Origin of the sequence: Corynebacterium curieae, assembly GCF_027570035.1 — a bacterium.
In the GTDB taxonomy this organism is placed as follows: domain Bacteria; phylum Actinomycetota; class Actinomycetes; order Mycobacteriales; family Mycobacteriaceae; genus Corynebacterium; species Corynebacterium curieae.
Map to the genome: position 1 here is coordinate 128,815 of NZ_JAKMUU010000005.1, position 12,267 is coordinate 141,081.

Below are 12,267 nucleotides of genomic sequence, written 5' to 3' on the forward strand. Positions count from 1 at the left end.
AGATGACTGTGGATTCTCAGAACACAAATGCGCACAACGCCAGCGCCCAGAACCTGGACACCGAGAAGAAGGCTCGGCTTGCCGAGCTAGTCAAGGAATTGGCCGTCGTCCACGGCAAGGTGACCTTGTCCTCGGGTAAGGAAGCTGATTACTACGTGGATCTCCGCCGCGCCACCTTGCACCACGAGGCTTCCCGCCTCATCGGTGCGCTGCTGCGCGAGCTGACCGCGGATTGGGATTTCGCGGCCGTCGGTGGCCTGACACTCGGCGCCGACCCAGTCGCTACCTCCATCATGCATGCCGACGGCCGCGATATCGACGCCTTCGTCGTGCGCAAGGAAGCCAAGAAGCACGGCATGCAACGCCGCATTGAAGGCGCCGACGTAGAAGGCAAGAAGGTTCTCGTCGTCGAAGACACCACCACCACCGGCAACTCCCCGCTGACTGCCGTGGCTGCGCTGCGCGAGGCCGGCGCTGAGGTCGTTGGTGTCGCGACCGTCGTCGACCGCGAGACCGGTGCCGGTGACGTCATCGCTGCCGAAGGCTTGGAATACCGCTCCCTGCTGGGCTTGGGCGACCTTGACCTCGCCTAACGCAGATGGCGCGGCGGGTCACCCCAAGGCAGACCAGGCTAAAACGGACGAAGCCAAGGGTCCGACCGAATGGAATGAAGGCCGCCATGGCGTAGGCCCCTGGCAAGGCCCGCTGCCGCAAGGACCGGATGCCGCGAAGTACGACCCAGAGCTGCTTGCGGAAGGCGACCGCCGCAACGTGGTCGATGCCTACCGCTACTGGAGCAGGGAAGCGATTAAGAGGGACATCGATAAGCGTCGGCATAGCTTGCACATCGCCATTGAGAACTTCGAAAATGATGCCAATATCGGCACCGTTGTGCGCACCGCCAACGCTTTCGCCGTCGATACCGTGCACATCGTCGGCCGCCGGCGGTGGAATCGCCGCGGTGCAATGGTCACGGACAGGTATCAGCATTTGATGCACCACGAGAGCGTCGAGAAGCTCATTGCGTGGGCGGCCGAGGAAGGCCTGACCGTCGTAGCCATTGATAACACCCCCGGTTGCGTACCCCTTGAAACGGCCGAGCTACCCGAACGTAGCCTGCTCCTTTTCGGCCAAGAAGGCCCCGGCGTAACGCAAGCGGCCCAGGATGCCGCGGTGATGACCTGCTCCATCGCCCAATTTGGCTCCACACGCTCCATTAATGCGGGGGTCGCGGCCGGCATTGCCATGCACGCTTGGATCCGCCAGCACGCCGATCTGGCTAATTCTTGGTAGGAAGATCGCTACACTAGCTGTATCTACCCGTGCGACTGGAGTGATAGAGGAACTGTGGAAGAAAAATGGGCCCACCGCGCCGAACTCGCAGAAGCCGCCATCAATGAGCGCCACGCGCACTCTGTGTGGGGCCTGCCGCGCACCAACCTTGCGGTGGTTAGCTGGCCGCCCACCACGAAGGAAAAGCTCTTCGTCCACTGGCACTATTGGTGGCAGGCCCACTACTTGGACTGCCTTGTCGACGCCGCGCTGCGCAATAACACCAAGGTTCGCCGTCACCGCATCTTCGACACTATGCGGGGCATCCGCATTCGCAACCTCGCGCAACTGACAAAGAATAAATACTACGACGACAAGGCTTGGCTCGCGCTCGCCTTCGGCCGCGTGGAGGGGTTGAAGAAGGCGAAGACGCCGAAGCGTCTGGCGGCGCTGCAGCGCAATATCCACGACGGCCTCGATGAAACACTCGGCGTGCTGCCGTGGCGAGTGGGCGAGAATTTCATGAATGTGCCCTCCAACGGCCCAGGTGCCATCATGCTGGCACGCATGGGCCGCATCGAGGAAGCGCGGCGCATCATCGACTGGATTTATGACCACCTGCTTGACGACGACGGCTACATCATGGACGGCGTCCGCATGCGCATGGACGGCCCTGAGGTGGTAAAAAACATTCACCCTTACTGCCAGGGCGTGGTGTTGGGCGCGTGCTTGGAAATCGTATTGGCGCTGCGCGAAAAGGCCGGCGTGGGTGACTTGGAGCAGATCGACAGCGTGCATGAGGCCGAGATGGCCTCCGAGATGATGGAGTACATCATCCGCATCCGCGGCTTAGTGCAAACCGTGGCTTCGGGCATGGCTACGCCCTCAGGCGTGGTGGACTGGGAGACCGGTGATGGCGATGGCGGCCTGTTTAAGGGCATTTTGATGCGCTATCTTGCCGACGTCGTCGTGCGCCTGCCCGGCGATTCCCCCGCCAACCGTGCGACGAAGAAGCTGGCCGCGCGCATGGTGGTGGCCTCGGCCGAATCTGTATGGGAGCACCGACTCGAGGTTGATGGTCTGCCGATTTTCGGATCCGACTGGACGGCCGATGCGCGTCTGCCGCATAACTATGGCTTCGGCCGACGCACCATGAGTGAGAAGGTAGGCATCATCCGCGTGGACGAGCGCGACCTGTCCGTGCAACTATCCGGCTGGATGCTGATGGAGGCTTGCGCTCGCGTGACGCGGCACATGTCCAAATAATCCGCAGCCTAAATAACCCCCACAGCGGCGGGGCGGATTCGCGCCGAGCAGAGGCGGGTTGAAAATGTCACATAGTTTTTGCGGCAGAAATTCCGTGAAACGGGCATACTTGGGTGTTGGAACGTGTTTGACCACAACCCCACTTTTAAGGATGGAAACTCATGCCAATTGCAACCCCTGAGGTCTATAACGAGATGCTGGATACCGCGAAGAAGAATGGCTTCGCGTTCCCAGCTATCAACTGCACCTCTTCTGAGACCATTAACGCAGCTCTGAAGGGCTTTGCGGAGGCCGAGTCCGACGGCATCATCCAGTTCTCCACCGGCGGTGCCGCCTTCGGCTCCGGTCTGGCTGTGAAGGACAAGGTCAAGGGTGCTCAGGCACTGGCCGCATTCGCTCATGAGGCCGCCAAGCACTACGGCGTGAATATCGCGCTGCACACCGACCACTGCCAGAAGGAAGTGCTCGATGAGTACGTCCGCCCACTGCTGGCAATCTCTCAGGAGCGCGTCGACCGCGGCGAGAACCCGCTGTTCCAGTCCCACATGTGGGACGGCTCCGCTATTCCAATCGATGAGAACCTGGTCATCGCACAGGAGCTGCTGGAGAAGGCTAAGAACGCTCACGTCATCCTCGAGGCTGAGATCGGCGTCGTCGGCGGCGAAGAAGACGGCATCCAGGCTAAGGCAGGCGCTAACCTCTACACCTCCCCAGAGGACTTTGAGAAGACCATCGATGCCCTGGGCACCGGCGAGAAGGGCCGCTACCTGCTGGCCGCTACCTTCGGCAACGTTCACGGCGTCTACAAGCCAGGCAACGTGAAGCTTCGCCCAGAGGTCCTGCTCGAGGGTCAGAAGGTCGCACAGAAGAAGCTCGGCCTAGGCGAGGACGAGTACGCTTTCGACTTCGTCTTCCACGGCGGCTCCGGCTCCGAGAAGGAGAAGATCGAAGAGGCTCTGGGCTACGGCGTTATCAAGATGAACGTGGACACCGATACCCAGTACGCATTTACCAACCCGATCGCTCGCCACATGATGGAGAACTACGACGGCGTCTTCAAGATCGACGGCGAGGTTGGCAACAAGAAGGCCTACGACCCACGCTCTTACCTGAAGAAGGCAGAGCAGGGTATGTCCGAGCGCGTCATCGAGTCCTGCCAGGACCTGCACTCTGTGGGCAAGTCCATCTCCAAGTAAATTTCAGTTAAGGCAGCCTCGTAAAAAGGCACGCTGAATTGACCGCTTCCCCGCGTGGGAGGCGGCTTTTTCGTGCCTTCGGCCGGGGGACGATTAGGGGTGGGAGTTGGGCGGCCGGGCGGGGCTGGGGACGAAGCGCGGGGTATTGCTCCACGGCGGGACCCAAGCAACGCGGCCTTTGACGCGCACCATGCGGCCGCGTTCGGTGGGCCGGGCGGGGTCATCTTGGTTGACGGCGTTGTGGTGCGCACACAAAGTGACCAGATTTTCTTGGTTGGTGGGCCCGCCGGCGGACCAGGCGGTGAGGTGGTGGACTTGGGCGTCGTCGGCAGGCGTATTGCAGCCCGGCCACGCACACACGGGGTGCTCGGCCGCGGCAAGCATGCGCTGCTTCCACGTGGCCATGCGCTCGGTGCGATACAGGTTAACCGGGCCGTGCTCGGGGTGAACGAGGCTGACGTAGCCGCGCTGGGCTAAGGCGCGGGCGACGAGCTGCGCGCCGGTCATCCGGGCGCCGTTGGTGAGCTGGAGGGTGATATCGGAGGCGTCGGAAGGCGCGGCGACGATGCGGTCGAGCTGGTCCAGCGTGAGGATGACGTTGGTGTGCACGGCCGGCAGTGCGCCGGGGTTGCCCTCGAGGAGGACCTTCTTGGCGGCGGCGAGGGGATCATCTTTGTTGACGGAGGAGAGCACCCCCTTGATATCGGCGATATCGGTGGGATCGGCCGTAATGGAGATGGTGTGTGGGCCGTCGGGGCGGCGGGTATAGCGCACTCCGGGTTCGGGGCGGCGGGGCGGATTGAGCTGCTTGAGCAGCTTCTTGGCCACGGAGGGTATGAGGCGCGCCTCGGTGCGGCAGAGTTCTAGGCGCAGGTCCCAGGCGCGGTTGGTATCGCGCACGCGGCGGGCATAGGACTCGATGCTATCGAGCGTGGCGAGGTCATGGGCGCGGCTGCGGGCGGCGTCGCGGGCGAGACGTTGCTTGCGGGTATTCGACGTGCGGCCGAAATAGGCGTGCTGCAGGCGGGCGAGCTGGGCGGCCAAAAGCGGGCTGGCCCCGGCCTCGAGGAGCGAGTCTTCGGAGCAGCCCTGAAATTCGGCGACGAGGTCGACGCCGCGGCGGCATAACAAAAGAAATTCGGTGTTCACACGGCCGAAGCTAAAAGGCACGCGAAGGCCAAACAAGCGGTGTGCGGCCGGGGAGGTGGAAATTGTGGATAGGTGGGGGAAAAGGGGGCGTCGGCAAGAGCTATCCACAAGCCGGCCGGCGGCCGAGATGCGCGGGGACGACGGCGATGGTAAGGGCGGTCTTCTATGCTGGAAGGCATGTCGGAAGCGAAGGAAAGAGTCTCAACGCGGGAAAAGCTGCGGGTGATTGATCGCTCGGTGCTCTCGCGGGTAAACCGCATTCGCTCGCGGTTTGTCTACATCGTCCAGGCGACCATCGGCGCGGCGCTCGCGTACTGGGTGGCCGGCGATGTGGTGGGACACCCGCAGCCGTTCTTCGCGCCGATTTCCGCGGTCATCATCTTGGGCCTTTCGGGCGGGGACAGGATGAAAAAGGCGCTGGAGATGTCAATTGGTGGCATTATCGGCGTGGCCGTGGGCGACCTGCTCTTCCAGATTGTGGGGCAGGGGCCGTTTCAGATTTTCTTCATTGTGGGCGCGGGCCTGGTGGTGGGCTCCTTTTTAACCAAGTCGCCGCTGGTGACCAACCAGATTGTCTTTGGCGCGATTTTGATTGCGACGATTTTCCCACCCACAGAGGGCCCGGGAGGCCTGCACCGCGCGATTGACGCGATGATTGGTTCGGGCATTGGCCTTATCACCATTGCGCTGATTCCTAATTCCCCGTTGGTGGAGGCGCGGCGTGAGGTCTCGAAGGTGTTAAAGATTGCCTCGAGCATTCTTGCTGACGTCACTTATGGCATCCGCCACCAAGACCCCGCCGTCATCCGCGATGCGCGCGAGGCGGTGCGTGGAACGCAAAATAGCATCAATACCCTGCTGAGCGCGGCGCAATCGGGTAAGGAGGCCTCGGAGGTCTCGCCGCTGTTGTGGGCTTCGCGGCGCAGCATTCGCTCGTTGGAGCGCATCCTCATGCCGGTGGATAATGCGGTCCGTGGGGTGCGTGTGCTCTCGCGCCAGGCGCTTGGCCTGACGGAGGACCGCGATAAGGTTTCGGACGAGCAGTTGGAGTTGCTCGATGAGCTTTCCGACGTCATCCTCGCCATCAGCGAGCTCTACGGCCAAGGCAAACAGCACGGCCACGACGAGGCGATTGAGATTCCGGACCTGGTGCAGCGCCTGCGCATCGTAGGTGGGCGCGCCGGGCTGGACATCATCGACAAAGAAGGCACGCTGTCGGCCTATATGATTTTGGGCCAGACGCGCTCCATTGTGGTGGACATGCTGATGGTTTGCGGGCTCTCGCGCGAGTCGGCCGTGGCGCACCTCGTGCCGACCTCGCAGCACCCGGCCTATCCGCCCGAGGTGTGGGGGCGCGAGGGCTAGCGGCCTCGCGCGTAGATAAAGACGTCGCGCGCAGACAAGGATGCCGCGTGGGCTAAGGGCGGACGATCTGGAGGTCGCGTAGGTGGCGGTAGAACGTCACGCGGGTCACCGGCCGCTTGTGAGGGACAGAATCGACGATGACGCGCAGCTGCGGGCCGCCGGCTTGGACAGCGCGGCCGGTGCGCACGGATTCGGGGTCGAGCTGGCCGGGCTTGCGCAGCAGGGAGCGCAGGCGGCCCTGGGGCTCAATGGGGGAAGTGGCGCGGGCGGCGAGGATGCCGGGGGCGTCGGTCATCGGGACGAGACGCGCGCCAAAGGTTTTGGGGGACGAGGCGGCCAGGGTGTGGTCGTCGATGATGATTTCTCCGGTAAAGGAGCCGTTTGCGGCGTCCGAAATAGTTGCGGAGCCGGCGACGGCGAGGCCGGAATCGTTGCGGATGAGCGGCGCAGGGCGGGCCGGGGCCGTGCGTGCGAAGTCGAGGGCCTCGGCTGGGTCGGTGGGAAGTCCCCAGTTCTGCGCGGCCGCAGACGTGACGGCCGCGGATGCGGCGGAAGCGGAGGAGGCGGCCGGCGCGGAGGCGGACGAGGCGGAGGCTGCGGCCGAGGGGACGGGGATGAAGGCGACCTCGGCCCAGAGATTGTCGGAGCGCATGAGGCGGGTCAGCACGGCCGAGAGGGCGGCGTCGGAACCGGCGACGACGATGCGCAAAGGCTCGGCAAGGTGGGGTGCTTGGGGCGCGGCCTGTGGTGCGCCGAGGTGCCGCACATCTGGTTGGGCGGCGATGTCATCGAGGGAGGGAGTGGGGTCGTCGGGAAGCAGGACGGTGGCTGCGTTGTCGATGACGGCCAACTCTTTGCGGGTGGGAATGGCCGAAAGATCATGGGCCTCGGCGGGCATTGGGATGCCCGGGGCGCCGCAGCGAAGGAACAAAAAGAGCATGCGCACAATGCTACGCGGGCTTTTTGGGCCGCAAAAGTGTAAGGTTGGAGAGTATTTTGGCTTCAATTATGAGGAAGTGACTAAACAATGGCAGCGATCGTCATTGTCGGTGCCCAGTGGGGCGACGAAGGCAAGGGCAAAGCGACCGACATCCTCGGCGGCAAGGTTGACTACGTGGTCAAGCCGAACGGCGGTAATAACGCCGGCCACACCGTCGTGGTAGGCGGCGAAAAATACGAGCTAAAACTCCTGCCGGCCGGCATTTTGTCCGAGAACGCCACCCCAGTGCTGGGCAATGGTGTGGTGATTAACCTTGAGGCGCTCTTTGATGAGATTGATGGCCTTGAGGCCCGCGGTGCGAACGCCTCGCGCCTGAAGATTTCCGCGAACGCGCACCTAGTGGCGCCGTACCACCAGACCCTGGACCGCGTGCAGGAGCGCTTCCTGGGCAAGCGCGCGATTGGTACCACCGGCCGCGGTATCGGTCCGACCTACGCCGATAAGGTCGCGCGCATTGGCATCCGCGTGCAGGACATCTTTGATGAGTCCATCCTGCGCCAGAAGGTGGAATCCGCGCTGGATATCAAGAACCAGATGCTGGTGAAGATGTACAACCGCAAGGCCATCGAGGCGGATCAGATTGTGGAGTACTTCCTGAGCTACCGCGACCGCCTGCGCCCGATGGTTATCGACGCCGAGCTGGAGCTCAACCAAGCCCTCGAGGCCGGCAAGCACGTGCTCATGGAGGGCGGTCAGGCCACCATGCTCGACGTGGACCACGGCACCTACCCGTTTGTGACCTCGTCTAACCCGACCGCCGGTGGTGCTTCCGTGGGTTCCGGCATCGGCCCGACCCGCATCAAGACCTCGCTAGGCATCATCAAGGCCTACACCACCCGCGTGGGTGCCGGCCCGTTCCCCACCGAGCTTTTTGATAAGTGGGGCGAGTACCTGCAGACCACCGGTGGTGAAATTGGCGTGAACACCGGCCGCAAGCGCCGTTGTGGCTGGTACGACTCCGTCGTTGCTCGCTATGCCACCCGCGTCAACGGCTTTACCGATTACTTCCTGACCAAGCTGGACGTTCTTACCGGCATTGGCGAGATTCCGATCTGCGTGGCTTACGACGTCGACGGCAAGCGCTACGACGAGCTGCCTCTTACCCAGTCCGAGTTCCACCACGCCGAGCCCATCTTTGAGACCATGCCGGCCTGGGATGAGGACATCACAGAGTGCTCCACCTTTGAGGAGCTACCGCAGAAGGCACAGGATTACGTCCTGCGTTTGGAAGATCTTTCCGGCTGCCGTATCTCCTATATCGGCGTTGGCCCCGGCCGCGACCAGACCATCATTCGCCATGATGTGATGGAGGACCAGTAAGGCCGTAGTCCTTACTGCCGTGCTGTGAGAGCCCCGATACCTAGCACAGCTGAACTGGCTCCCTACACGCTGTTTCTTTCAGCCCTTCAAGTAAACAGCAAGGTTCCTAATCCCTACCTAGCTCCCCGTCCCTTTAGGGGAGGTAGGCTCTCATTAAGCGAAAGCGCCCGTGCCCCGTTCCTGAGACGGAGCACGGGCGCTGTGGCATTTCAGTGCCCTTTAGCTGCCGGCAAGACCGTGGCATGCCAGCATAGATCTTTCCCCGTTGAACGTAACCAAAAACTCATCTAAGGTTAAGTTCGTTTTAAGTACAGAGAGTTTTCAGCTTTCGCGGGCCCTATTCCCGCGCATTACTACACAGGGAGATACTTTAATGATCATCAAGCTAGTGAGCGGACTGCTTGCCACGATTATGGGATTCTTCGGCCTAGGTACCCCGGCACAGGAGACTACGCCGGCACCTGAGCAGAAGCAGGTTGCTGTTGCTGAGCAGAGCAATAACGACGACGTGCAGGCTCTTATCGACGCCGCCCACGCCAAAGCCGGCTACGAGTTCATCAGCGTGCGCTACGACGGCGATACCGCCAATATTGCTTTAAATCCGAAGACCTACAATCCGGACAAGGACGACGCTACTTTCGAGGCAGTTTCCCAGCTCCTACAGGAGAAGGGCTACCAGGTCACTGCCGTTCTTTAAGGCCTAACTCATTTCAGAATCCGCACTGCGGCCTCGGTAGAGCATTAGCTTGCCGGAGCCCGTGCGGATTTTCTTTGCCTAGATTACTTCACTCCTGAGTGCGTTCGCCTGCATGTGATTAGGTTGACCGTTAGGTGAGAATTCGCTCACACATTTCTTTGCGGAGATGAATTGCAATAAGGTTAAGGATTGTTGAGCGTCAACACCTTTGAATGGTTCTACTCCGTTATTAAATCCTCTCTAGTCACATTGGCAAGGTCAGCTTTTATGGGCGATCTCGAGGTAATGGGATGAAAATGGGGGTAAAGTCGCTTCCTGAATTTGTGCAAGCTTAGATAAAACGCAGTGTATAGAAGCGGTAACACGGGTTACGTTAAAACCAATCTTGGTAGTGATGAAGCTAGGGGTTCAGCTTCCTAAACTTAAAATACGTCTAGGAAACAATGAACATTTACCTGTAATGCCTTAATGCCTCGTAAAAGTAGGTGCGTTTACCTACAGCTAATAAATAAGAAAACCTGCATAACGTGCAGTTTTTAAACTTTCTGGTTAGCTTCTTAAATCTACGCGTGATATTATCCTGAGAGCACAATAAGAGTTAATCCAGATTTGGGTCCAAAATCCTGATTAACCGCAGTGTGTTCAAATCTCAAATTCAGGTTCTGCTCAGCGAAAACAGTCGCTTTGTAGGAAAACGAATGTAAGTATTTGTACCGCTCGAAGAGGAAAGAATGAGTAAGTTAAGAAACATATCCCGAGAGGGGTGGGTAGTCTTTACCGCAGTGCTTGCTGCAATTGCGGTAATTGCGGCCATGGTTACCGTTCCTGGAGCAAAGGCTCAGGATGCTGATGGTGAAGCTATCCAGATTCAACCAGATGATAGCTTCGGTAGCGATACAGAGAAGCTGGCTGGCGTAGCAAAAGGTTGGGGCACTATGGTGTGGGCCGGTGCGCCGGTTAAGGATCCGAACAAAGAGTGGACCACGGACTTCGGTAAAGCAGGAAATCCTGGTAGTAATGCTGGCTGGGCTTGGTGTGTAGACATTTCTAAGGCTGAGCCAATGCGCAATACTGCTAAGTATGACGTCGCTACTGCAGGTAAGGCGCCCATTCCTGAAAACCTGCGAGATGCAGCTATCAATGTGGCAACGTTGTCTAAACAGGCTTTGAAGAAGGGGGAAGAGGGGCGGCAAACGGTCGCGACCTATTCCTACTACTTAAGTGCCTTGATTGGTGACAACAGCAGTAGCAAAATTGCTCGCCATGGCATTGTGGATCCTGGGGCCATGAAAAATGACCAGTTTGTTGGTCCAGTTTTTAAGGACTTTAAGGGAAGCTTGAAGGAGTTTGAGTCTCTAACAGGGTTTACTATTAATCCGAATGAACCTTGGGAACTTCAGAAACTGGATTCCGTCTCTGTTCCAAAGGCACCAGAAGGTGCGTTCATTACGCTTGTTGGCCCGAACGGTCGTCTCACTGGTCCGACAAAACCAGGAGAGAAAATTGGTAAGAATGCGAATGATCAACGCGTGATGCCTCCAGATCAGCCTGGTCTTCCGGATAATCCGGACAACGGCGGCGGTTCCGAGGAGCCGACGACCTCCGATGAGAATACGACCGAAGAGACTACCTCTGAGAATCCCGAAGAGGAGACTTCCTCTAGCGAGACGACTACCGACTCTGAGCCAACTGACTCTGAGGAAACCACTACGGAAGACACTGAAGAGCCGACCCCGGGTAAGACTACTGATGTAGTACCTAATCCTGACCCGACTCCGACTACGGAGGAGCAGGAAAAGGACCTTAATCCGGAGATCAAGACCGAAGCTTCCTTTGATGGCGAGAAGCAGCAGGTAGTTGCTGGTGCCACCGTTAAGGATAAGGTTCATTACGAGGATCTTGTACCGGGCAAGAAGTACACTCTGAAGGCCGAGCTGCGTAACAAGGCAGTGAATGAAAAAGGTGAGAACGAGGTTGTCGGCAAGGGCGAAGTAACCTTTACCCCGAAGAAGTCTGCCGGCGAAGAGGTCGTTGATATTAAGGTCAACGACGATGTTGTGGGCGTCATCAAGGCTGCCGTCGCGTTCGAGGACCTGTATTCCAAGCAGGTTGATGAGAATGGTAAGGAAACTCCGAACTCTGATGAAGAGAAGAAGATTGCCGATCACCGTGACATCAATGATGAGGCTCAGACTGTAACCTCGAAGATGGAGCCATCCATCGGTACCAAGGCTGAGAAGGCTAGGGGCGATGAGATTAAGGCTGGCACCGTCATTAGCGATACTGTCGAGTACACTGACCTGGTTCCTGGCAAGGAGTACACTCTGAATGCAGAGCTGCGTTCCAAGGTTAAGGACGAGGCTACTGGTGACTACCCGGTAATCGGCCACGGTAAGAAGACCTTCGTAGCGAAGACCTCCAAGGGCACGGAAGAAGTCAAGATCACTGTTGATGAGGGTGTCACCGAGGCTGTTGATGAGGCAGTTGCTTTCGAGTATCTGACCTCCACTGCTGTTAACAAGGACGGCAAGGATTCCACCACTGGTGAGAAGAACGACATTGCCGAGCACACCGACATCGAGGATAAGGAACAGACCGTAAAGTCTGACAAGCCTTCTGAGTCCACGACTCCGGAGACCGCCACCTCTACCGAGGACGTTCCGGGTACGCCTGGTGATGGTGGCGAGAGTGAAACTTCGAAGCCTTCCGAGCCTTCTTCGTCTGAGGAAACTGCTTCTTCCGAGCAGTCCTCCACTGAGGATTCTTCTACCCCGAAGACTAGCGAGACCTGCGAGTCTGAGGAGCCGAGTGACTCCGAGAGCGAGAAGCCTTCTGAGGAACCGTCTGAGTCTGAGTCCAGCGAGCCTTCTGAGTCTGTAGAGACCACAACTTCCCAGGCTTCTGAGACCTCCACTTCTGAGGAGCCTTCGGATTGCGAGTCGACTACCCCGAATGAGCCGAGTGAGCCAGGCGAGCCTTCTGATGGCGATGAGGGAAAGACT

At 59.3% G+C, this 12,267-nt stretch carries 10 protein-coding genes; 8 read left to right on the top strand and 2 right to left on the bottom strand.

From position 1 onward, the window contains the following. Nucleotides 1–2 precede the first annotated feature (2 nt). The 4 genes from pyrE (at nt 3) to fbaA (ending at nt 3,734) form a co-directional block, all read left to right on the top strand. Nucleotides 3–593: an orotate phosphoribosyltransferase gene (gene pyrE, locus L8V01_RS09510; RefSeq protein ID WP_269946828.1), complete on the top strand. Its 591-nt coding sequence runs from the start codon at nt 3–5 to the stop codon at nt 591–593. Next, nucleotides 580–1,293 carry a TrmH family RNA methyltransferase gene (locus L8V01_RS09515; RefSeq protein ID WP_269946829.1) on the top strand — a complete coding sequence of 238 codons (714 nt, stop codon included), beginning with the start codon at nt 580–582 and terminating at the stop codon, nt 1,291–1,293. The genes pyrE and L8V01_RS09515 overlap by 14 nt, the downstream gene beginning before the upstream one ends. A gap of 54 nt (nt 1,294–1,347) precedes the next feature. Next, nucleotides 1,348–2,538 carry a glycoside hydrolase family 76 protein gene (locus L8V01_RS09520; protein WP_269946830.1) on the top strand — a complete coding sequence of 397 codons (1,191 nt, stop codon included), beginning with the start codon at nt 1,348–1,350 and terminating at the stop codon, nt 2,536–2,538. Nucleotides 2,539–2,699: 161 nt separating this feature from the next. Next, entirely contained in the window at nt 2,700–3,734 is a 1,035-nt protein-coding gene (gene fbaA, locus L8V01_RS09525; RefSeq protein WP_269946831.1) for a class II fructose-bisphosphate aldolase, read from the top strand. A 93-nt stretch (nt 3,735–3,827) separates the two neighbouring features. Here the strand turns inward: fbaA and L8V01_RS09530 are convergent, their stop codons facing one another. After that, complete coding sequence (locus L8V01_RS09530) at nt 3,828–4,883, bottom strand: HNH endonuclease signature motif containing protein (RefSeq protein ID WP_269946832.1); 1,056 nt, start codon at nt 4,881–4,883, stop codon at nt 3,828–3,830. Nucleotides 4,884–5,048: 165 nt separating this feature from the next. On the opposite strand from L8V01_RS09530, the gene L8V01_RS09535 reads away from it, so the two are divergent. Further along, on the top strand, nt 5,049–6,248 hold the full coding sequence (locus L8V01_RS09535; protein WP_269946833.1) for an FUSC family protein: 1,200 nt from the start codon (nt 5,049–5,051) through the stop codon (nt 6,246–6,248). A gap of 52 nt (nt 6,249–6,300) precedes the next feature. Here the strand turns inward: L8V01_RS09535 and L8V01_RS09540 are convergent, their stop codons facing one another. Next, nucleotides 6,301–7,188 carry a hypothetical protein gene (locus L8V01_RS09540; protein WP_269946834.1) on the bottom strand — a complete coding sequence of 296 codons (888 nt, stop codon included), beginning with the start codon at nt 7,186–7,188 and terminating at the stop codon, nt 6,301–6,303. A gap of 87 nt (nt 7,189–7,275) precedes the next feature. Here L8V01_RS09540 and L8V01_RS09545 point away from each other — a divergent pair, with 87 nt between their 5' ends. The 3 genes from L8V01_RS09545 to L8V01_RS09555 form a co-directional block, all read left to right on the top strand. Continuing rightward, complete coding sequence (locus L8V01_RS09545; protein WP_269946835.1) at nt 7,276–8,568, top strand: adenylosuccinate synthase; 1,293 nt, start codon at nt 7,276–7,278, stop codon at nt 8,566–8,568. 373 nt (nt 8,569–8,941) lie between these two features. Next, nucleotides 8,942–9,265 carry a malonyl-CoA-ACP transacylase gene (locus L8V01_RS09550; protein ID WP_269946836.1) on the top strand — a complete coding sequence of 108 codons (324 nt, stop codon included), beginning with the start codon at nt 8,942–8,944 and terminating at the stop codon, nt 9,263–9,265. A gap of 782 nt (nt 9,266–10,047) precedes the next feature. After that, nucleotides 10,048–12,267, top strand: a 2,220-nt coding sequence (locus L8V01_RS09555) for a VaFE repeat-containing surface-anchored protein (RefSeq protein ID WP_269946837.1), incomplete at its 3' end; no start/stop codon positions are given.